Below are 22,493 nucleotides of genomic sequence, written 5' to 3' on the forward strand. Positions count from 1 at the left end.
TACGTAGCGGCCGTGATCAACGACCGTGGCTGTCGGTGTAAGGCAGCAGAGCCAGGTAACGTGCAAGCTTGATGGCAGAAGCCAGCTGACGCTGATATTTGGCTTTGGTGCCGGTGATCCGGCTGGGAACGATCTTGCCAGTTTCGGAAATGTAGGCCTTCAAGGTATTCAGGTCCTTGAAGTCAATTTCCTTCACGCCTTCGGCAGTGAAACGGCAGTATTTGCGACGACGGAAAAAACGTGCCATAAATCTGATCCTCAAAAAAACAGCGGATTATTCGCCAAGGTTGTCGTGATCGCCGTCCATATCGCCACCTTCGGCGCTTTCGACACGCTCGCGACGCTCACGACGCTCGCTGCGGTTTTCTTCAGCCTTGAGCATCTCGGATTGGCCAGTGACGGCCTCGTCGCGGCGGATGACCAGCTTACGGATCACGGCATCGTTATAACGGAAGTTGTCTTCCAGCTCGGCCATAGCCTTGCCACTGCACTCTACGTTAAGCAAAACATAGTGCGCCTTGTGTACATTGTTGATGGCATAAGCCAGCTGGCGACGCCCCCAATCTTCCAGACGATGGACCTTGCCGCCGTCTTCCTCGATCAGTTTGGTGTAACGCTCCACCATACCACTGACCTGCTCACTCTGATCCGGATGGACCAGAAAGATGATTTCATAATGACGCATGAATGCTCCTTACGGATGGCAGCCTGCCGACCATGCGGTCAGGCAAGGAGTAAATGTTTTTCTGTTCTTGCATATAAAGACAGCAGGCAATGACCTGCCATCAAGGCAAGGGGCGACATTCTAAAGAAGGGCTGACAGGTACGCAAGGCAAGCTCACCCTATCGGTCCTGCGGTGCCGATCATATCCTGCAGGCCATCCAGAAGTTTCCTGACCTGATCAATATCGTAGGGCTTGAGTACTGTAAGAATGCTCTCAAGCCCTTCCGTCTTGGCATCGACCACATATCCCGACGCAATGACAATCCCCAGTTGCGGATGGCTGCGCCTGACTTGACGTGCCAGCTCGAGCCCGCTCATTCCCGGCAGGCCGATATCGGTAAACAGTACATCGAAATGCTGCTCAGCCAGTTTCCGCAACGCAACTTCTGCTGACTCACCAAGAGTGACACTATGCCCCAGTTCAGCCATTACTTCGCCAGTCAGCATGCGCAAGGTAGGATCGTCTTCGACAAAAAGAATCCGTAAACCGGCTGTTTGAATGGCCACGCTCTCTGCCGGTGGAGATTGCGGCACAACACCGGAGGCTTTGGATGGCACGATCGAGGACTGATCGAGACAGCGAGGAAAATAGACCTGCACGGCCGTCCCACCTTCATTCCGGGGCTGCAAGTCGATAAATCCACCACTTTGCTTGATAAAGCCGTACACCACGCTTAATCCCAGCCCGGAAGCGCTACCGTTCTGCTTGGTGCTAAAGAAAGGCTCGAATGCCCGCTCCTGCACCTCGGGAGTCATGCCACACCCCTCATCAAGCATCTGCAAAAGCACATAGTCACCTGGCACTCGATTACCTGCTTCAAACTCATCTAGCGTTCTGTTGTCGAGAAATATCTGGAGACGGCCTTTGCCAGACATGGCATCGCCAGCATTGGTGGCCAGGTTGAGAATGACGCTTTCCAAGTTTCCGACATCGGCCTGGACCGGCCACAAACCATCCTGCATATTCAATTCGATGGCTATACCGCTACCGAGGGAACCATCCAACAGGTCAGACATTCGCTCGATCAGCTCGCCTAGATGAACAGGTTGCGGCTGCAGTGGCTGACGACTGGCGAAAGCCAGCAGTTGGGATGCCAGTCGGGCACTTCTGTCCACACTTACTACTGCGGCATCAAGACGGCGCAGGGTAGTTTCATCGTCGTTCAAGGTGCGACGCAACAATTGCAGGTTACCGCCAATGACCTGCAACATATTGTTAAAGGCATGAGCGATACCACCAGTCAATTTGCCGATTGCTTCGAGCTTTTGTGCCTGAAACAGCGCTGCTTCAGCTGTACGTCGCTTGGCCTCGCTGCATTCCAGCTCCCTGGTCCGCTCGCGTACCACCTCTTCAAGGTGCACACGATACTCTAGCAGTTGCGCCTCACTATACTGCTGCTCCGTAACATCCTGCCCCTGAACGAAAATACCGGATACGCTGCCGTCAGTCTCGATGATCGGCTGGCAGAGAAAATCGATGAACACTTCGTCCAGCGCCCCTTGCCGACGCTGCAGTAGTACACGCATGCGCTTACCAACGAAAGGCTCGCTGCTTTCGTAAACCTGGTCAAGCAACTGAATAAACCCCTGTTGCTCGATTTCCGGTAAACATTCATGCACAGTCTTGCCAATCAGTTGGCTGCGTCCGGTCAGATCCTGATAGGCCTCGTTGACCAGCTCGAAAACATGCTCGGGTCCACGAAGAAAGCACACAAACCCTGGTGCCTGAGCGAATAATCGACGCAGTTGATGACCCTCATCCTGCATCAGCAGGGCACGGCCAATGACTCCCGATTCCAACTGCGGCATTGTAGAATCGGAATGCGGCGATTGGTCCTTCATGCACACCAGTTCCGTGATATCCGACGTGTTTTGCAAAATCGCTGAAACTTCACCCTTTTCATCCAGCAAAGGCGTATGAGTGACGCTCCAGTAACGCTCCTCAAAAACAGGCCCTTCCGGCTTGTTGCAGGTAATCGGATAGCGAATCACCGGCAGGGTATCCGGAATTTTGCGCAGCAATACTCGCGCAAAGGAATCCATCAATTCCTGGCCGGATTCGGAATGTTGAGGATCAGGGGCAAAAACTTCTTGTACGTGTTTTCCGCAAATGTCTTCGAGCGACCGACCAGTCAGGTTCAGGTAGGCCTGATTGGCATCCAGAATGATCAGCTGTAAATCGAGCAACACATAAGCATTGGGTGCGAACCGGAACAGGCTTTCGAACGATGGACGTGGCAACGTGTAAATCTCCATGAGGCCAAAACCGGACCTGCACACCAGCTATCAAGCTGTTGCCTGGGGCAGAATCACGGCGATGCACGCCCCTCTCCCGGGACGCTTAGACAAGGTTGACAACGTATCGCCAGATCCGTTGCTCGCAGAAAACGGTGACAAATTATCCCTGGGGTATGCATCACGCCAGACTCAGCCAATCAACCTCAAACGACGCTGGCGAACTGCCTCGAACAGGCAGACGCCGGTAGCTACGGAGACATTCAGACTGTTGACGCTGCCTGCCATGGGTAGATGTACCAGATAGTCGCAATGATCACGGGTCAGACGGCGCATCCCCTTACCCTCCGCCCCCATGACCAGTGCAATCGGCCCGCTCAAATCCTGCGCGTAGACATTCTGCTGAGCTTCGCCAGCAGTTCCAATGATCCAGAGTCCACGTTTCTTGAGCTTTTCCAAGGTTCGGGACAGGTTGGTGACGGCTACCAGCGGTACCACTTCCGCAGCACCGCAGGCTACTTTGCGTACCGTCGCATTCAGCGTGGCTGATTTATCCCTGGGGATAATCACGGCACGTACACCAGCAGCATCGGCAGTACGCAGGCAAGCGCCGAGGTTATGTGGGTCGGTCACGCCGTCGAGTACCAGCAGCAAGGGTGGCGCACTGTCGCTTTCCAGCAATTCGTCCAACATGTTTTCGCCCAAAACCTGGCTGGGCGTCACCTCAGCCACTACCCCTTGATGCACACCGTCGATCTGTTCATCCATCTCGCGCCGACCACGTGACTCAACGATGACTCGCTCGGCTTTGGCCAGCTCCAATAGCACCTGTATCCGTGGATCGCCACGACCTTCAGCCAACCAGATGCGCTTGATCCGCTTGGGGTGATGGCGCAACAGAGCCTCTACGGCATGTAGGCCGTAGACGTTTTCCAGCTGGCTCATGATTTGACCTTGCGCTTTCTAGGCGTGGAGCCGCCATTGCTATTGAATGTCGAGCGCTTCTTGTTTTTCGCAAGAGCCCCACCACTGGCTGGCCGCTTGTAATTGTCTGTTTCGATAACTCCGCTAGCTTCGGTTTTTTTGTCTTTGCGGTCGCCTTTTTTCCCTCTCTTGCCAATCAGCGCCTCACGAGCTTCGGCTAGTAATGATTTTTTGATTTCACGACTTTTGGTCACTTCCGATAAGGAAGTCTGGTCGGCACTGGGTAAAGCATCGCCAACATCTTCACTCCCCCTTTCCCGCCCTTTCTTCCCAGGATTGCGCTGGCGACCAGTTTTTCTTGCAGGTGCAGGGCTGTTATCAGTGCTCCAAGTGCTGGCTATTAGCTCAAAATCGATCTTGCGCTCATCGAGATCAACTCGCACTACACGTACCTCGACGCTATCGCCGAGGCGGAAGCTACGACCGCTGTGCTCACCGGCCAGTCGATGATGCAAAGGATCGAAATGGTAGTAGTCGCTTGGTAGAGCCGTAACATGTACCAGCCCCTCGACATAGATATCGGTCAGCTCGACGAAAATGCCAAAGCCGGTGACCGCCGTGATGACGCCGGGAAAGGTCTCACCCACGCGATCCTGCATGAATTCGCACTTGAGCCAGTTGACCACATCGCGTGTTGCCTCGTCGGCACGCCGCTCGGTCATTGAACACTGTTCACCCAGTTGATCGAGAGCAGCCTCATCGTAGGGATAGATACGCGCCTTGGGAATGACGGGTGCATCGGCTCGCTGTACATAAGGCGTTTCACGGCGCGAGCGAATCACGCTGCGAATGGCGCGGTGCACCAATAGATCCGGATAGCGCCGGATAGGCGAAGTGAAATGCGTATAGGCTTCGTAATTCAGCCCGAAGTGACCATGATTATCGGCGCTATACACAGCCTGGCTCATAGAACGCAGCATGACTGTCTGGATCAGATGGAAATCGGGGCGGTCATGAATCTGCTCGAGCAGAGCCTGGTAATTCTTCGGCGAGGGGGCACCCTTACCCTTGTGCAGCGACAGGCCGAGCTCGCCAAGGAAGCTTCGCAGGTTATCCAGGCGCTCCGCTGGCGGCAGATCGTGGATTCGATACAGCCCTGGCAATTCGTGCTTCTGCAGGAAGTCGGCAGCGGCCACATTGGCGCACAGCATGCACTCCTCGATCAAGCGGTGCGCATCGTTACGCAGGGTCGGACGAATCTCGACGATCTTGCGATCCCGGCCGAAAATAATCCGGGTTTCCTGGGTGTCGAAATCAATGGCACCACGCTCGTGCCGAGCCTTCAGCAAAACCTTGAACAATGCATACAACTGCTTGAGGTGCGGCAGGACTTCGGCATGTTCCACACCCAATCGCCGCCCTTCGGCCGAGCGCGACCGCTCCAGCATGGCACTGACTTTGTTGTAGGTCAGTCGTGCCTGGGAATGGATAACGGCTTCGTAGAATCGGTAGTCGATCATCCGTCCCGTGCGACTCAGATTGATCTCGCAGACCATCGCCAGCCGATCGACCTTCGGATTCAGCGAGCAAAGCCCGTTGGAAAGAATCTCGGGCAACATCGGCACGACCCGCTCCGGGAAATAGACAGAGTTGCCACGCTTCTGCGCTTCTTCGTCCAGGGCCGAGCCAATCTTCACATAATGCGATACGTCGGCAATCGCAACGAACAAACGAAAGCCTCCCGCTACCAGTCCCTTGAGCCCTGCAGGTTTTTCGCAATAGACGGCATCGTCGAAATCCCGGGCGTCTTCACCATCGATAGTCACGAATGGCAAGTGCCGTAGATCAACCCGCTTTTCCTTGTCGCGCTCGTTCACTTCCGGCCTGAGTCGCCTGGCTTCCTGCTCGACTGCTGCCGGCCAGTCATGCGGAATGTCGAAGCTGCGCAGCGCCACATCGATTTCCATGCCTGGCGCCATGTAATCGCCAATGATCTCGACGATATCGCCCTGGGCCTGAAAGCGCTGGGTCGGCCAGTGAGTGATTTTCACCTCGACGAACTGACTAGCCTGCGCATCGAAGTCACGTCCGGGCGTGATCAGAATCTCCTGCTGGATCTTCGGATTATCCGCCACGACGAAACCGACGCCGCTTTCCACGTAGTAACGCCCTACCACACTTTCGTGGGCACGACCGATTACTTCGACGATCGCGCCTTCGCGACGACCACGACGATCGACTCCTGCCACCCGCACAAGACAGCGATCACCATCGAAGACCAGGCGCATCTGATTCGGAGACAGGAAAAGATCGTCACTGCCATCTTCAGGGATAAAGAACCCGAAGCCGTCCCGGTGACCACTGACGCGCCCCCTGAGCAAATCCAGCTTATCCACCGGAGCGTAGGCGCCACGTCGGGTATAGATCAGTTGGCCATCGCGTTCCATGGCACGCAAGCGACGGCGCAAGGCTTCTATGTCGTCCTCGGATTCAAGCCCGAACTCATCGAGCAATTGCTCACGAGTGGCCGCAGAGCCTCGTTCGCTCAAGTGCTGGAGAATCAGCTCTCGGCTGGGAATGGGTTTTTCGTACTTTTCCGCTTCGCGCGCGGCCTCGGGATCGAGGGATTGCCAATCGGCCATTAAGTCAGGTTACCTTCTATCGATAGGAATTTTCGTGTATTGAAGCGCAAAAGCCCGTCCATGACAGCCTTCTCGAGAACTATTTTCCATCATTTAAGGGGTTTACAAGCCATGAGGTCACCCTTATAGTTCGCGCCCACAACGACGAATCAACTTGCAGCACAACTTCAAGTCGATATCGCCAGTGCCCAGGTGGCGGAATTGGTAGACGCACTAGGTTCAGGTCCTAGCGGTGGCAACACCGTGGAAGTTCGAGTCTTCTCCTGGGCACCATCTATTTAAAGATGGAACCTTGTATACGCAAGGTTTCTTCGAGTCAAAGATTAGCTCATAATCTTCGGCCAAAGTTTATGTAGTAAACATGGCATTTATTCAATGCCATGCAGCAATGCCCAGGTGGCGGAATTGGTAGACGCACTAGGTTCAGGTCCTAGCGGTGGCAACACCGTGGAAGTTCGAGTCTTCTCCTGGGCACCATTTTTTAAAACCGAGCCAATGGCTCGGTTTTTTTTATTGGATTGCTGCATCTTGTTGCTCGGTTTCAGGAGGCTAGCAGTAATCCTTTCCACCCTCAGGCGCCGGATCTGACACGAAAAGACCATCCCTATCAGGGATGGTCCTCGAAGAAAGCAGCAGCCTTCATGCGTAGGGATGGCGCAGGATAATAGTCTCGTTACGGTCGGGCCCTGTGGAAATAATATCGACAGGGGCTCCAACCAGCTCTTCGATACGCGAGATATAAGCCTGCGCATTGACCGGTAAATCATGCAGACTTTTTGCGCCGACAGTCGATTCATTCCAGCCCGGCATATCCTCATATACCGGCACGAGCCCTTCATAGCTATCAGCGTCGCTCGGTGCCTCAATGACATTACCAGCCTGATTCTTGTAGCCAACGCACAGACGAACAGTCTGCAGGCCATCCAGAACATCCAGTTTGGTCAGGCAGAGACCGGAAATACTGTTTATTTCAATGGCGCGCCGCAGGATTACTGCATCGAACCAGCCACAACGACGGGCGCGACCGGTAGTGGAACCGAATTCGTGGCCAAGTTTGGCTAGATGGGCACCGGTATCGTCGAATAGTTCGGTTGGAAAAGGCCCCGAACCGACCCGTGTCGTATAGGCCTTGGTAATGCCCAGTACATAATCCAGATACAATGGGCCGAACCCAGATCCCGTAGCCGTACCACCAGCCGTGGTACTGGAGCTAGTCACATAGGGGTAGGTTCCGTGATCAATATCCAGAAGAGACCCTTGAGCACCTTCGAACATGATATAGGCACCCTGCTTGCGCAGCTCGTGTAAGCGAGCCACTACATCGGTGACCATAGGTTTGAGCTGCTCGGCATAAGCCAGTGCTTCATCAAGCGTCTTCTGAAAATCTACAGGCTCGACCTTGTAGAAGTTCTGCAGCATGAAGTTATGGTAGTCCACCAATTCGCGCAGCTTTTTAGCGAAACGCTCGGCATTGAACAGGTCGCCGATACGCAAGCCACGACGAGCAACTTTATCCTCGTAAGCCGGACCGATACCACGACCGGTTGTACCGATCTTGCCCTCGGAACGGACAGCTTCGCGTGCCTGATCCAAGGCCACGTGATACGGCAAGATCAGAGTGCAGGCCGGACTGATACGCAGGCGTTCGCGCACCGGCACACCTTTTTCTTCAAGCTTGGTAATTTCTCGCAACAATGCGTCGGGCGCAACTACGACGCCATTACCGATCAGGCATTGCACCTTGTCACGCAAGATACCGGACGGAATCAGATGCAGGACGGTCTTTTCGCCATCGATCACCAAGGTATGCCCGGCATTGTGGCCACCCTGGTAACGCACGACGGCAGCCACCTGCTCAGTCAGCAGGTCGACGATCTTGCCTTTACCTTCATCGCCCCACTGGGTCCCCAGGACCACGACATTCTTACCCATAACCCTCAGCCCTCTTCGCGAAGCCTGCCAGCCTGCGCCAGCAAATATAGTCAGTCCGGCGAGGCTGCTGCCAACGCCGAAACATGGACAACTCTCAAGATGCCAGCGGTATCACTGTCCAGGAGCCGTTCTGCATAATCAGTTGGCGATCACAGCCAGTAGCCAGAGCGGACTCCAGCTCTTGCCCGTCGAGCGCCTGCACTACCCGTTCGCCATTCTGGCGAAGTTGGCGGATTTGACGCCAAAGCGTCGAATCATCTACGTGTTGTGCTTGTGGAACCCAGATCCCGGAGGGCAACACATTCAATTGGGCATTACCCAGCGTCACCAACGCTTTCAAATCGGTGGAAAAGCCGGTAGCCGGGCGTGCCCGACCGAAACCGGCCCCGATATCATCATAGCGCCCGCCCTGGGCAATGGATTGGCCGACACCTGGTACAAAGGCCGCAAAAACTACGCCCGTGTGGTAGTTATAACCCCGCAATTCACCAAGATCGAAATACAGCGGCAAGTGCGGATAGCGAGCAGTCAGTTCGTCGGCAATTCGTATAAGCGTAGCCAAAGCTTCGCGCACATCCACTGGAGCACCGGCCAGCAATTCGTTTGCCGCATCCAATACATCGCGGTTCCCACAAAGCCCGACCAGCGCGCGCAACATGTCTGCCAAGGCTGTCGGCAAGTGCTCGGTCAGCCCGGCAACCTCATCGGTAGCCTTACGCTGCAAGGCATCGAACAGGCGCTGTTCTTCATCACCGACAAGTCCGGCTGCACGGGCCAAGCCACGATAAATACCGACATGCCCAAGATCCATATGCACATCCGGCACCTCGGCCAGCTCCAGAACATCCAGCATCAGGCCGATCACTTCCAGATCACTACCAATACTGCTATCTCCATAGAGTTCGGCACCCAACTGGATCGGACTGCGTGATGTGGCAAGAGCCAGCGGCTTGACATGCAATACGCTACCGACATAACAAAGACGGCTGGGGCCTTCACGGCGCAATGTGTGCGCATCGATACGGGCGACCTGGGGAGTTATATCGGCGCGCAGCCCTACGAGCCTCCCGGACAATGGGTCGACAACCTTGAAGGTTCTCAGATCCAGATCCTGACCAGCATTGATCAGCAGAGAGTCCAGGAATTCAACATGCGGCGTGATGACCAGCTCATAACCCCAGCGATGGAAAAGGTCCAGCGCGCGTCGCCGCGCAGTTTCGATTCGCTCCGCTTCGGGTGGTAGCACTTCTTCGATACCATCCGGCAAGAGCCAGCGATCTACCGTTGCCATTTCGCCAATCACCTCTCGATCCGGCAAGCACCTACGAAAACCGGGGCCACAAGGGTCGCGGTCAATACAATAGTTCCGTCATGACCTTGTTGATCATGACGTATCAGGAGCCAAGCCAACCTGACCCCTCAAAAGCAGAAGCTCGCACCAGAGCAGTTATCGATATCAGTGGGCAGGCGCTCGACCACAACCTCGCTTGCTAAAAAATCGCAATCGGGAACGACGCCGACACTATGCCTGCAAGCCTGTCCGGGTTGCCTGAGTCAGTCAAAGACTCGCACCAGAGCGTCTTACCATATCCACATTGAACATGCAGACGCAAAAAAGCCGGGGGCTTCCCGGCTTGCGGATCATAACAATGTTTTGCTATCGGGTCACCCGGCGACATCGCCACCGGGCCCCTCTTCTCATGCTCAATGTGCTTGCGAATTCTCCAGATAACGGAAGAAGTCGCTGTTAGGATCCAGCACCAGCATATCCTCTTTGGATGAGAAGCTTTCACGGTAGGCCTGTAAGCTACGGTAGAAAGCATAGAATTCACTGTCTTGCTTGTAAGCCTGAGCATAGATACTGGCCGTGCGGGCATCGCCATCACCACGTTGCTCTTCCGCCTGACGGAACGCTTCGGCAAGCAGCACACGGCGCTGACGATCAGCATCGGCCCGAATACCTTCAGCCAACTCACGCCCCTTGGCACGATGCTCGCGCGCCTCTCGCTCACGCTCGGAACTCATTCGATCGAAAACGCTGCGGTTTACCTCTCGCGGCAGATCGATACCTTTGACGCGCACATCCAGCACTTCGATACCCAACTCCTTCTGGGCAGCTTGGTTCAACGTCGTGGTCACCTGAGCCATCAGTTCGTCACGCTGTCCGGAAACGGCTTCATGCAAAGTCCGTTTGCCGAACTGATCGCGTAAAGAAGCCTCGAGGCGCCGTGACAAGCGTTCGTCGGCAACCTGGCGCATACCGGACGTAGCCGTATAAAAGCGCTCTGCATCTTTTACCCGCCACTTGGCATAGGCATCTACCATCAATGCCTTTTTCTCCACTGTCAGAAAGCGCGACGTGCTGGAGTCCAACGTCAGCAAACGACCATCGAACCGGCGTACGCTATTGATATAGGGAATCTTCATGTGCAAGCCAGGTTTGACATCGGGTTCGACGATCCGGCCAAAGCGCAACAGGACAGCTCGCTCGGTCTGGGACACGATATAGAAGCTGTTCCAGAGAACCAGCGCCAACAGGGAACCGACAATCAGCAGAATCAGAGATCGGTTGGTCATCAGCGAGCCTCCCTCGAACGTGGGTCACGCATTTCTAGCCCGTTCGGAACCGGAGTTTCCTGCCCGGTCTGAGACGCAGCTCCGGCAGCGCCGCTTCCCTGTTGGGGTGAAACGTTGCGACTATTGATTATCTTGTCCAGCGGCAGATAGAGCAGGCTGTTTTTCCCAGTCTCGCCGGTAACCAGAACCTTGCTGGTATTGCTCATGACTTCCTGCATGGTTTCTAGATAAAGACGCTCGCGAGTGACATCCGGTGCCTTACGATACTCTTCGAGTAACTTGCCAAAACGGTTCGACTCACCCTGGGCGCGGGAAATAACCGCATCCCGATAACCGCTAGCCTCCTCCAGCATGCGCTGGGCCTCGCCGCGCGCCTCCGGCACCACGCCGTTGGCGTAGGACTCCGCCTGGTTTTTCAGACGCTGTTCATCCTCTCGGGCACGAATCACATCGTCAAAAGCTTCCTGAACTTCACGCGGCGCAGTCGCACTCTGGAGGTTGACTTGAGTGACAGTGATTCCGGTCTGGTAGCCGTCGAGAAAACGCTGCAGACGCTCGTGGACCTGAGCAGCCATTACTTCGCGCCCTTCGGTCAGCACCTGGTCCATGGTTGTCGAGCCGACCACGTGGCGCACGGCGCTGTCCGTTGCATGCTGCAGGCTCACTTCAGGCTGATCGACCGCCAGAACGAAATCCTTCAGATTGCTGATCTTGTACTGTACGGTCAGTGGAACCTCGATGATGTTTTCATCCTCGGTCAGCATCTGCCCCTGTTTACTGTAAGAACGCTCCCGTGTCACGTTCTCCTGGGATTTACGATCGATCGGAGGAAAATAGATATTCAGGCCCGGCCCAACAGTTTCGTAGTACTTACCGAAACGCAGTACTATGGCCTGCTCCTGCTCATCGACGATATAAATAGCGTTGTATAGCCAGACCACCAACAACAGCAGCAGCCCAACCCAGAACAGTCCGAAACCACCGCTCTTGCCGGAATCACCACCAGGTCCGCCGCTACGTTTTTTACCAAATATACCGCCCAGACTATCCTGCAATTTGCGAAAAGCCTCGTCGAGATCCGGAGGTCCCTGCCGATCGCCACCACGACGCCCGCCACCACTACCCCAGGGATCCTGGTCGTTCGAGTTGCCACCCGGCTCGTTCCAAGCCATAGCGATCTCCATTCCAATACACAAAAGACGCGAAACGCGTACAGCGTGCCGCCAATACTATCCAATGCGATAAAACTGCTTTCAACAATCGAAAGCCTGCTTTATTGCAAAGTGTTTTGTTCAAGAAACTCATCAGACTGCAAACCTTCTCTACTCAGCAGCTTTTCGAGCTCTATTCGCGGCAAGCGAATCTCCAATAAGCTGTCGCCTTGCTCGTCGTGAGATTCCTTTCGCACGGCACCAGCCGAGAACAACTGGGCTCGTAAACGGGCAAACCGTTGAGACAGACAAAGAATTCCACTGAAAAGATCCTCACTCAGCAGCTCGGCAATTGCCTGCCGCAATAAATCAAGGCCCATTCCATCACGTGCTGAAATCCATACGCGCACCGGCCTGCCATCGGTATTGCGCTGGATTCTGGGGCCAATGCCCTCCAAAAGATCGGTCTTGTTGTAAATCTCTAACATGGGGATATGCCGGGCACCTATTTCCTCAAGCACTGCCAGCACCTGCTCGACCTGCTCATCGCGCTCAGGTTCGTGAGCATCGATCACATGTAGCAACAAATCCGCATTACTTGATTCCTCCAAGGTAGCCCTGAAAGATTCGACCAGCTTGTGGGGCAAATGACGGATGAAGCCTACAGTATCGGCCAGGACCACTGATCCAACATCATCCAACTGCAAGCGCCGCAAGGTCGGATCAAGTGTGGCAAATAGCTGATTAGCCGCATAGACATTTGCCTCGGTCAGTGTATTGAACAAGGTCGATTTGCCTGCATTGGTATAGCCGACCAGGGAAATCAAGGGAATATCCGCACGCCTGCGTCCACGTCTGGCCTGCTCCCGCTGGCTACGCACCTTTTCGAGACGCTGCTTGATCTGGCGAATACGAACGCGCAGCAACCGCCGGTCTGTTTCCAGCTGGGTCTCACCCGGACCGCGCAAACCGATACCACCTTTCTGTCGTTCCAGATGGGTCCAACCGCGCACCAACCGCGTACTCATGTGCTCGAGCTGGGCCAGCTCGACCTGCAGCTTGCCTTCATGAGTCCGGGCCCGCTGGGCGAAGATATCCAGGATAAGCCCTGTACGATCAAGTACACGGCATTCCAATTCACGCTCCAGGTTACGCTCCTGACTGGGAGTCAGGGTGTGATTGACGATGACCAGCTCTGCCTCGTCCAACTTGACCAAGTCTCGCAGCTCTTCAACCTTGCCACTGCCGATCAGGAATTTCGCCGTGGGTTGATAACGACCGATATTAACGAAACCAACCACATCTGCACCCGCCGAACGGGCGAGCTCCTGGAATTCGTGAGGATCCTCGCGAGCAGCAGGGTCCTGGCTATCCAGATGAAGCAGGATGGCCCGTTCCCCACCACCGTGGCGTTCAAAAAACAAATGACTGCCCTCAGGCGTTGCCCGAATCGGATTGCTCGGAATCGCTCGCAGTAGGCAGGCGGACAGGACGGCTCGGCACGACAGTCGAAATGGCGTGCTTGTAGACCATCTGGCTGACGGTATTTTTCAAGAGAATCACGAACTGGTCGAACGACTCGATCTGGCCCTGCAGCTTAATTCCATTGACCAGATAGATAGAGACCGGAACACGCTCCTTGCGCAAGGTATTCAGGTAAGGGTCTTGTAGCGAATGCCCTTTTGACATGTGCCGCACTCCTTAAAAAGGGTTTTAAATTCATTGGGGATCGGAAGAATTTTCGATGAAGACTTCGGGTCTCTCCCAGCAGACCGTCAACTCGATATGGTGAGCGAACCAACATATTTCAATGCGTGCGACAGATTGTCGCCAGCCAGGCTATCCAGCCAATGCAACTCCTTCCAACTACGCAGCCACGTAAACTGCCGCTTGGCCAACTGCCTAGTGGCAATGATACCGCGCTGAAGCATTTCCGGTTTTTCCAGCGCGCCATCCAGATACTCCCACACTTGCCGGTAACCTACTGCTCGCATGGATGGCAAGCCAGCGTGAAGATCACCTCTACTACGCAGGTTCTCGACCTCCTCGACAAAGCCCTGTTCAATCATGCGACCGAAACGCCGTTCGATTCGTTGATGCAGAATGGCTCGCTGAAGAGGCGCTATAGCTATTTGCACCACAGTATAAGGTATGTCGGGAGCTTCTGGCGTTCCGCTGTCACGCGATATTTGTTGATGTCGGCGATGATCGGTCATGGAAATTCCACTGGCGCGATAAACCTCGAGCGCTCTGACCAACCGCTGCGGATCATTCGGATGAATACGTGCCGCCGATTCGGGATCGACCTCGACTAGCAAGCGATGCAAAGCTGCCACCCCTTCCGCTGTAGCAAGTGCTTCCAGCTCTTGGCGAATTTCGGGAGCCGCACGAGGCATATCGGCCAATCCAGCGAGCAATGCCTTGAAATACAGCATGGTGCCACCGACTAGCAGGGGAATTCGTCCCGCCGCAGTGATTTCGGTCATCGCCCTCAAGGCATCCTTACGAAAATCAGCGGCAGAGTAGCTTTCCAGCGGATCGCGAATATTCACCAATCGATGCGGAAAAACTTCAAGAACTTCAGGCGCTGGCTTGGCTGTACCGATATTCATGCCGCGATAGACCATCGCTGAATCCACACTGACTAACTCACAAGGCAACACTCTGGCCAGTTCCAGCGCAAGGTCAGTCTTACCGGAAGCCGTAGGCCCCATGAGAAAAATAGCGGGAGGTAGTTGCAGCATGAACAGGCTCGACCAAAAGGCCACATAGTTTCAGGAAACAGGATCGAAGCCGCAAGTGTATAAATATTCATGCAGACTTCAGCGACCACGCAAAAAGAGTTTATCCAACTCGTCCATATTCAGTCGGGTCCAAGTCGGACGACCATGATTGCACTGCCCACTCCGCTCGGTGTGCTCCATATCACGCAGTAAAGCATTCATTTCCGGCAGGGTCAGTTGCCGGTTGGCGCGTACCGAGCCATGGCAGGCCATGGTGGCCAGCAGTTCGTGTAGATGAGACTGGATACGATCGCTGCTGCCGTACTCCAGAAGGTCCGCAAGTACGTCGCGTACCAGTTGCCCTGCTTCAGCTTGCCCAAGCAACGCAGGAACCTGACGGATTGCTAGGGTTTCCGGTCCCAGTCGCTGCAGTTCGAAGCCCAGCTTACGGAACCATTCGGTATGTTCTTCGGCACAATCAGCCTCGCGCTGGCTCAAGGCGATGCTTTCCGGCATCAATAGCGGTTGGCCACACAATCCTTCGCTGGCCATGGCTGCTTTCAAGCGTTCATAGGTGATTCGCTCATGGGCCGCATGCATGTCGACCAGAATCAATCCCGCGGCATTCTCGGCCAGGATGTAGATACCTTTCAGCTGCGCCAGAGCGTAGCCAAGTGGCGGCACATCGCTCTGTGTTGCTGGCAAGGGATCCACCGCTGAAATGGTGCCGACTGACGAAACACTCCCGACCTGAACCTGCTCCAGAGGCGCAAAAAACTCCCGATAAGCGCCACCGGCCTCGCCAATATGGCTCTTGCGAGGCTGCCGAGACTGATAACCGGCACCACTGCCGCGCCACCCAGGCAGTTCAGTAACCGGCAATTCGCTTCGGGCTGCAGGCAACGATATTTCGTTCTGTCCCTGGAACTCGCCGGCCACGAGACCGCTTGCCATAGGCATAGGTGGCTTGTCCTCGAGTCTGACCGGATCGCCTGGCCGGACATCGGCAAGGGCACGATTGAGCATGCCATAGAGAAAATCGTGCACCATGCGGCTATCGCGGAAACGGACTTCGTGCTTGGTGGGATGCACATTTACATCCACCGCTGCAGGATCGACTTCGAAAAACAGCACGAAAGTCGGATGCCGACCGTTGAATAGCACGTCGCGATAAGCTTGGCGTACCGCATGGGCAACTAGCTTGTCGCGTACGGCACGACCATTTACATAAAAATACTGCAGATCCGTCTGGCTACGGGAAAAAGTCGGCAAGCCGATCCATCCCCATAGACGCAATCCGTTACGCTCCACATCAATGGGCAATGCCTGCTCGAGAAACGCCGGTCCACATACCGCTCCAACCCGGCGCGCCCGCCCACCTTCATCGTTCGCTTCATGCAGGCCGAGCACGACTTTGCCGTTATGCCGCAGGTGAAATGCCACATCGAAGTGCGCCAGGGCTAGGCGTCGGATAATTTCTTGCAGATGGTCGAATTCGGTTTTCTCAGTACGCAGGAATTTGCGCCGCGCCGGAGTATTGAAAAACAGATCGCGCACTTCCACCGAAGTGCCTATCGGATGCGCTGCAGGCTGGACTCGAGCTTCCATTTCGCGTCCTTCGCTTTCTACTTGCCAGGCCTCAGAAGCGTCGACCGTTCGCGAAGTCAGTATCAACCGCGAAACTGAACCTATCGAAGCCAACGCCTCGCCACGAAACCCCAGGCTCATCACGCGTTCAAGATCCTGCAAATCACGGATTTTGCTAGTGGCATGCCGCGCCAGCGCCAACGACAGGTCCTCAGCGGCAATGCCGCAGCCGTCGTCACGTACCCGCAACAGCTTGACGCCCCCTTGTTCCACATCCACGTCGATGCGCCGGGCACCAGAATCGAGGCTGTTCTCCAGAAGCTCCTTGATTACCGAGGATGGGCGCTCAACGACCTCCCCCGCAGCAATCTGGTTTGCCAGTCGCGGACTAAGCAGTTGGATTCGTGTTCTCGAAGTCATTGCTGGGAGGCCAGGGTTGATGCTGGAATGGTCAATGTTTGTCCGATCTTGATGATATTACTGTCAAGCTTGTTGGCTCGACGTAACGAATCGAGAGTTACTTGATAGCGCTGAGCAATCAGCGCCAAGCTCTCTCCAGAGCGTACCGTATGCTCGCGCATACCGATGCTCACCTTGCCGGAATCACGCAACCAAGCGATGTAGGTTCCTGGCGGTGGACTCTGCTGGAAGAACTGACGGATACCCGTGTGGATAGAGCGAGCAAGCGCCTGTTGATGGTTGGCACTGCGCAACTTGTTGGCCTCGCCCGGATTAGAAATAAAACCGGTCTCGACCAGGATCGAAGGAATATCCGGCGATTTCAGCACCATGAAGCCAGCCTGCTCGACCCGGTCCTTGTGTAGCGGAGCAATACGGCCCATGTTACGCAATACCCTCTGCCCGACATCCAGACTAGAAGACAGAGTAGCGGTCATCGACAGATCCAGCAGTACACCAGCAAGCATGCGATCCTTATCGTCCAAGCTGACATTACCGACGCCACCAATCAAATCCGACTGGTTTTCCGTATCGGCCAGCCAACGTGCGGTCTCCGAGGTCGCGCCGCGATCAGAAAGCGCATAGACGGAAGCACCATAGGCAACCGAACGCGGAGCAGCGTCGGCATGGATGGAGACAAACAGGTCGGCGCCCTTCTTGCGCGCGATCTCGGTACGCTTGCGCAGCGGTATGAAATAATCACCGGTACGGGTCAACTCGGCCCGGTAGCCTTTTTCGGCGTTGATCTGCGTCTGCAAGCGCTTGGCTATCGCCAGCACCACGTCCTTTTCGCGTGCATTGCCCGGGCCGAGAGCACCGGGATCTTCGCCACCATGACCGGCGTCGATGGCAATCACGATGTCGCGACGAGCACTCGGGCTGGTTGGCCGCTTGGTTGCCGGCAAGGTAGGCGCCACTGGCGCAGCCGGAACCGAAGGTGTGACTGTGGCCGGAACACTGGGCGTATCGACGTCACTGCCCTTGTCGAACAAATCTACCACCAGACGATGACCGTACTCCTGGTTGGGGTCGAGAGTGAAACTCTTGGGTGTAACCTCGGCAGAAAGATCAATGACCAAGCGTAGTTCGTCCGCAGTGCGCTGCGCCGCACGCATGCCGGTGATAGGAGTATTTTTCAGCGGCAACTGCTCAATAGACGTCTTCAAGGCAGCATTGGAAACATCAATGACGATGCGATCAGGAGCAGCCAAGGTAAAAACGTTGTGTTGAACGGGTCCGGACAGATCAAATACCAGGCGGGTGTTGTCCGGTGCGCGCCACAAGCGAACCCCACGAACATCGGACGCGGCCCAGGCTTGAGCCATCACGAGCAGTACCGGCAAACCGACTACAAAAAACGCGCGCCTGCGCATACCCAACCTCATGTCTTGTCAATTATTTCCGCCAGCCAGAACGGCACACCAGGAATCGGCGCGAATACTATGCGGTTGCAAGATCAGGACGCGACCGTCCTGTTGCTGCGTAATGGTAATATCCAGATCCGCCTTTGGCAAAATGCCGCGCCCGCGCTCCGGCCATTCCACCAAACAGAGCGCATCCTCTTGAAAATAGTCGCGAATACCCATGAACTCCAGTTCCTCAGGATCGCCTAGCCGATACAGATCGAAGTGGAATGCGCGAATCGGCCCGATTTCGTAAGGCTCGACCAAGGTGAAGGTCGGGCTCTTGACCTTCCCTCGGTGACCAAGCCCCTGAAGCAAGCCACGCGACAAGGTAGTCTTGCCGGCACCGAGATCACCATGCAGATAGATGACACCCTCACCTTGGCTGAGCCGGGCAATCCGGGCACCGAACGCCAACATTGCGTCCTCGCCCTCGACAAAGAGGGTCAACGCAGACATGGCGAATGCTCCTCGAGAATTTGCCGAATCAACGGTATCAGGTCGCAGGCAGCCAGACCGCGCCCCTGCACTCCTGCATGCTCGCCAGCTACAGCATGCAACCAGGCCCCCAGGCAAGCTGCATCGAACACCGCCATGCCTTGCGCCAGCAATGCACCGGTCACACCAGCCAGGACATCGCCCAGCCCGGCACTGGCCATAGCCGGATGACCACGGTCGCATAAGACCAATCGGCCATCAGGAGCGGCAATCAGCGTACCAGCCCCCTTTAGCAGGGCGACGCAGGAATAGCGCGCAGCCAGGGCATGTACAGCTCCTGGTCGATCGTTTTGTACATCATCGATTGAGCAACCAAGCAACCTTGCCGCTTCTCCCGGGTGCGGCGTGATCAGGCAATCGGGCGGTAGGGTCACGGCACCATTTGCCAGTAGATTGAGCGCATCGGCATCCCAGACCTGTGGTATCCGGCACTGGTTGGCCAGTGTCAGCAGGCTGCGCCCCCAGGAGCGCAGCCCCAACCCCGGCCCGACGACCAGCACTGAGGCAGAATCCTTTAAAGAGTCCAACTCAAATGTGGACTCCACGCCCATACACATGATTTCCGGTTGGCGCATCAAGGCGGCCGCGACATGCTCCGGGCGGGTTATCAGCGTTACCATGCCGGCACCGGTACGCAACCCGGCCTGCGCAGCCATCAAGGCGGCACCACCCGTCCCGAAATCACCACCGATAATTAATAGCCGGCCAAACTGACTTTTATGTGCGGTACGCGAGCGCGGTGCCAGTAACGGCAAGTTTTTCAGCGTCAGCCGAACTGCGTCGAAGGCTATCTGGCCCATAACTGCAGAATCAGCCTGCAAGTCATCGAAGATGAGTTCACCAGCCCGGGTCGGCCCTTCGCCGGTAAAAAGGCCAAGCTTCAGACCAATGAAAGTTACCGTAAGATCGGCACATACCGCCTTGCCCAACACCCGACCGGTATTGGCACAAAGCCCGGAAGGCAGGTCGACCGCCAGTACCGGAAGACCGGAATCGTTGATCGCCTGGATCGCCTCGGCATAGGGTGAAAACACATCACCGCTGAGCCCGGTACCCAGTAACGCATCGACCAGAATACCCTGCAAAGGCGCACCAGGCCGCCAAGGCTCGATAGGCACGCCGATAGAGGCAGCATCGTCATGTGCCAGAGCTGCATCGCTTTGCAGCATATAGGGCTCGCCGACCGTCAGAACCCGTACCTGCCAGCCGGCACGCCAAGCGAGAGCGGCAATCAGGAAGCCGTCGCCGGCGTTGTTGCCGCGACCGGCCAGTACGGTCATCTGCGCAGCCTCTGGCCAGCGTTTCTGCAAATGGCGCCAGGCAGTGCTGCCAGCACGGTGCATCAACTCGAAGCCGGGAATACCGGCAGCGATCAATCGAGTATCCAATTCACGGATCTGGGCCGCAGTATAAAGAGCAAGAGGGAGATCGGCAGTTGTCTGCAACATGGAACATCCAATTTCGATGAGGGCGTAGAATTGCAAGCCCTGCAAGTACAGTCGCCGTAGTCGCCAATGTCCAGTCCCACTTTCGACCTTGCCTCTATAGTCTATGCCATCAAGGATTGGAGCCGCGAATTAGGCTTTCAGCAGGCTGGTATCGCCGGCTTATCGCTGGACGAGCATGAAGCCTACCTGAAGAACTGGCTGGCTGCTGGCTATCAGGGCGAGATGGACTATATGTCCGCCCACGGCAACAAGCGGGCTCGCCCAGCGGAGCTGGTTCCCGGTACCCTGCGAGTAATTTCCCTGCGTATGGACTACCTACCCGGCGATACCCGGATGAGCCAGCATCTGGCTGAACCGGAAAAAGCCTATATTTCGCGCTACGCTTTGGGCCGTGATTACCACAAATTGGTCCGCAAACGCTTGCAACAATTGGCCGAGCGCATCCAACAGGCAATTGGTCCGTTTGGCTACCGCGCTTTCGTCGACAGTGCGCCAGTATTGGAAAAGGCCCTAGCGCAACAAGCTGGGCTGGGCTGGATAGGCAAGAATACCCTGCTGCTCAACCGTCAGGCCGGCAGTTGGTTCTTCCTCGGCGAGCTATATGTCGACTTACCGTTGCCTATCGATGAACCGAATATGCAAGATCATTGTGGTCGCTGCAATGCCTGCCTGAAGGCCTGCCCGACTGCAGCTTTCGTTGGTGAACGCTTGCTGGATGCGCGCCGCTGCATCTCCTACCTCACCATCGAACTCAAGGGATCAATCCCGCTGGCATTACGCGACAAAATCGGCAACCGAGTATTCGGCTGCGACGATTGCCAGATTATCTGCCCCTGGAATCGCTTCGCCCGCCCTACCGAGGAAAAGGATTTCCAACCCCGTCACCATCTCGACAATAGCGAGCTGGCGATACTGTTCCGTTGGAGTGAGGAGGAATTTCTTAGTCGCACCGAAGGCTCACCGCTACGTCGCGCCGGTTATGAACGCTGGCTACGCAACCTTGCAATAGGCCTGGGCAACGCCCCCTCCACCGTTCCGGTTCTCGAAGCCTTGCAGGGGCGACGTAACCATCCATCGGCATTGGTACGCGAGCATGTCCAATGGGCCTTGCAGCAGCATGCTATGCGATAGCCAAAAACATTGTTTCAGTAATCACCCATGAGGCTGTGGCTCCATCGCCAGACATATCGCTAATATCTACACTATGAGCAGATCGCTAGCCCTGACTCCAACAAACGCAAACTGCCGTTTTGCCACCCATTCCCACCAACCCAGTGCGACAATGATCACTAGCCCGATTAATCCTCCCATCCAGCGCCAGCCACCGCGAGTCACAGGGTTTCGACCTTGCGTAACTCGGTGGTGCTCGGACGGTTCAGCCCGCTTGGCTACACCGGAGATACGTCTGCGATGTCATGCTCGAAGCCGTCGAAAAGCGCTTCGGACAAGGCTTGCCCGTTACGCCAATTCAGTGGCTGAGCGATAACGGCTCGGCCTACACAGCCGAGCAGACATGTGCGTTTGCTCGCTAGATAGGTTTATTGCCGCTGACGACCCCGGTGTGCAGCCCGCAGAGCAACGGCATGGCCGAATCCTTCGGAAGACGATGAAACGTGACTACATCGCTCACATGCCCCGATCGGATCGCCTAACCATTGCCTTCGGGCACTACAACGAACAGCATCCGCACAGCGCGTTGAAATAGCGTTCGCCTCGTGAGTTCAGGCAGCTGACTGTAACATCAACCTAACAGGGTTGTGGTGTTCGGTTTGGGAGGGGCAAGTCCATGACGTCTCACAACCTGACAATACAGCAGTGGCTGGACGAGATCGCCAAGACCTGCTGAATACAAGACTCTAGAGGTGCTGACCGAGGAGTTACAGCTATTGGCCACTAATAAACGGGACACGATCAGCGGTGGGGTTGTGGGTATTGCTCATTGTGGTAATGACCAAGCGTATTCCAGCCATTACGATCGCCAGACAGTACTATAAGCATCAGCGAATCCGCTCTGTTACAGGCAATAAAGTACACACAAGGAAAGGGTATTCAGCCTGCTGATGGAAGCGAGAGCCCAGTCGAGTGAGTCGTGTTGTGGAATCCAGACGAACGAACCCCCTGGCACGTGCGTACCAGGGGGTCGGGATAGGTGCTTGACGATGACCTACTCTCACATGGGGAAACCCCACA

The 22,493-nt window shown here is 55.7% G+C and carries 17 protein-coding genes, 2 tRNA genes and 1 pseudogene; 4 read left to right on the forward strand and 16 right to left on the reverse strand.

What is annotated here, in order from left to right:
• Window positions 1–16: 16 nt before the first annotated feature.
• The 5 genes from rpsR to rnr all read right to left on the reverse strand — a co-directional run bounded on the left by rpsR (window position 17) and on the right by rnr (window position 6,525).
• The gene (gene rpsR / locus FHR87_RS03920; RefSeq protein WP_183165406.1) at window positions 17–247 is read right to left on the reverse strand and encodes a 30S ribosomal protein S18; all 231 of its coding nucleotides are present in this window, start codon (window positions 245–247) and stop codon (window positions 17–19) included.
• Window positions 248–274: 27 nt separating this feature from the next.
• Complete coding sequence (gene rpsF / locus FHR87_RS03925; protein ID WP_183165407.1) at window positions 275–685, reverse strand: 30S ribosomal protein S6; 411 nt, start codon at window positions 683–685, stop codon at window positions 275–277.
• 153 nt (window positions 686–838) lie between these two features.
• Window positions 839–2,980 carry a PAS domain-containing protein gene (locus tag FHR87_RS03930; protein ID WP_183165408.1) on the reverse strand — a complete coding sequence of 714 codons (2,142 nt, stop codon included), beginning with the start codon at window positions 2,978–2,980 and terminating at the stop codon, window positions 839–841.
• Between the two features lie 171 nt (window positions 2,981–3,151).
• A complete protein-coding gene (gene rlmB, locus FHR87_RS03935) occupies window positions 3,152–3,904 on the reverse strand; it encodes a 23S rRNA (guanosine(2251)-2'-O)-methyltransferase RlmB (RefSeq protein ID WP_183165409.1) in 753 nt (250 codons plus the stop codon).
• Complete coding sequence (rnr, locus tag FHR87_RS03940; RefSeq protein ID WP_183165410.1) at window positions 3,901–6,525, reverse strand: ribonuclease R; 2,625 nt, start codon at window positions 6,523–6,525, stop codon at window positions 3,901–3,903. Before rnr ends, rlmB begins: the two co-directional genes overlap by 4 nt.
• A gap of 186 nt (window positions 6,526–6,711) precedes the next feature.
• On the opposite strand from rnr, the gene FHR87_RS03945 reads away from it, so the two are divergent.
• Together FHR87_RS03945 and FHR87_RS03950 are read left to right on the forward strand one after the other, a co-directional pair.
• A tRNA-Leu gene (locus FHR87_RS03945) sits at window positions 6,712–6,798 on the forward strand.
• A gap of 117 nt (window positions 6,799–6,915) precedes the next feature.
• Window positions 6,916–7,002, forward strand: a tRNA-Leu gene (locus FHR87_RS03950).
• Window positions 7,003–7,164: 162 nt separating this feature from the next.
• Here the strand turns inward: FHR87_RS03950 and FHR87_RS03955 are convergent.
• The 11 genes from FHR87_RS03955 to FHR87_RS04005 all read right to left on the reverse strand — a co-directional run bounded on the left by FHR87_RS03955 (window position 7,165) and on the right by FHR87_RS04005 (window position 20,303).
• Entirely contained in the window at window positions 7,165–8,457 is a 1,293-nt protein-coding gene (locus tag FHR87_RS03955; protein ID WP_183165411.1) for an adenylosuccinate synthase, read from the reverse strand.
• Between the two features lie 94 nt (window positions 8,458–8,551).
• Window positions 8,552–9,748: an ATP phosphoribosyltransferase regulatory subunit gene (locus tag FHR87_RS03960; protein ID WP_183165412.1), complete on the reverse strand. Its 1,197-nt coding sequence runs from the start codon at window positions 9,746–9,748 to the stop codon at window positions 8,552–8,554.
• A 413-nt stretch (window positions 9,749–10,161) separates the two neighbouring features.
• On the reverse strand, window positions 10,162–11,034 hold the full coding sequence (gene hflC, locus FHR87_RS03965) for a protease modulator HflC (RefSeq protein WP_183165413.1): 873 nt from the start codon (window positions 11,032–11,034) through the stop codon (window positions 10,162–10,164).
• Window positions 11,034–12,206 (reverse strand): FtsH protease activity modulator HflK, encoded by a 1,173-nt coding sequence (gene hflK, locus FHR87_RS03970; RefSeq protein ID WP_183165414.1) that lies wholly within the window; start codon window positions 12,204–12,206, stop codon window positions 11,034–11,036. The genes hflC and hflK overlap by 1 nt, the downstream gene beginning before the upstream one ends.
• Window positions 12,207–12,307: 101 nt before the next feature.
• Complete coding sequence (gene hflX / locus FHR87_RS03975; protein ID WP_183165415.1) at window positions 12,308–13,609, reverse strand: ribosome rescue GTPase HflX; 1,302 nt, start codon at window positions 13,607–13,609, stop codon at window positions 12,308–12,310.
• A gap of 10 nt (window positions 13,610–13,619) precedes the next feature.
• On the reverse strand, window positions 13,620–13,874 hold the full coding sequence (gene hfq, locus FHR87_RS03980; protein ID WP_183165416.1) for an RNA chaperone Hfq: 255 nt from the start codon (window positions 13,872–13,874) through the stop codon (window positions 13,620–13,622).
• 86 nt (window positions 13,875–13,960) lie between these two features.
• Complete coding sequence (gene miaA, locus FHR87_RS03985) at window positions 13,961–14,929, reverse strand: tRNA (adenosine(37)-N6)-dimethylallyltransferase MiaA (RefSeq protein WP_183165417.1); 969 nt, start codon at window positions 14,927–14,929, stop codon at window positions 13,961–13,963.
• A gap of 78 nt (window positions 14,930–15,007) precedes the next feature.
• Complete coding sequence (gene mutL / locus FHR87_RS03990; RefSeq protein WP_183165418.1) at window positions 15,008–16,915, reverse strand: DNA mismatch repair endonuclease MutL; 1,908 nt, start codon at window positions 16,913–16,915, stop codon at window positions 15,008–15,010.
• Entirely contained in the window at window positions 16,912–18,279 is a 1,368-nt protein-coding gene (locus tag FHR87_RS03995) for an N-acetylmuramoyl-L-alanine amidase (protein ID WP_420826718.1), read from the reverse strand. The genes mutL and FHR87_RS03995 overlap by 4 nt, the downstream gene beginning before the upstream one ends.
• Window positions 18,280–18,345: 66 nt before the next feature.
• Window positions 18,346–18,816, reverse strand: a complete 471-nt coding sequence (tsaE, locus tag FHR87_RS04000; protein ID WP_183165420.1) for a tRNA (adenosine(37)-N6)-threonylcarbamoyltransferase complex ATPase subunit type 1 TsaE — start codon at window positions 18,814–18,816, stop codon at window positions 18,346–18,348.
• Window positions 18,804–20,303 carry an NAD(P)H-hydrate dehydratase gene (locus FHR87_RS04005; protein ID WP_183165421.1) on the reverse strand — a complete coding sequence of 500 codons (1,500 nt, stop codon included), beginning with the start codon at window positions 20,301–20,303 and terminating at the stop codon, window positions 18,804–18,806. The genes tsaE and FHR87_RS04005 overlap by 13 nt, the downstream gene beginning before the upstream one ends.
• Window positions 20,304–20,369: 66 nt before the next feature.
• Between FHR87_RS04005 and queG the strand changes: the two genes are divergently transcribed.
• The gene (gene queG / locus FHR87_RS04010) at window positions 20,370–21,434 is read left to right on the forward strand and encodes a tRNA epoxyqueuosine(34) reductase QueG (RefSeq protein WP_183165422.1); all 1,065 of its coding nucleotides are present in this window, start codon (window positions 20,370–20,372) and stop codon (window positions 21,432–21,434) included.
• A 272-nt stretch (window positions 21,435–21,706) separates the two neighbouring features.
• A pseudogene (locus tag FHR87_RS04015) lies at window positions 21,707–22,008 on the forward strand (integrase core domain-containing protein); the annotation flags it as partial.
• Window positions 22,009–22,493 lie beyond the last annotated feature (485 nt).

The sequence above is a fragment of the Azomonas macrocytogenes genome, assembly GCF_014191985.1.
In the GTDB taxonomy this organism is placed as follows: domain Bacteria; phylum Pseudomonadota; class Gammaproteobacteria; order Pseudomonadales; family Pseudomonadaceae; genus Azomonas; species Azomonas macrocytogenes.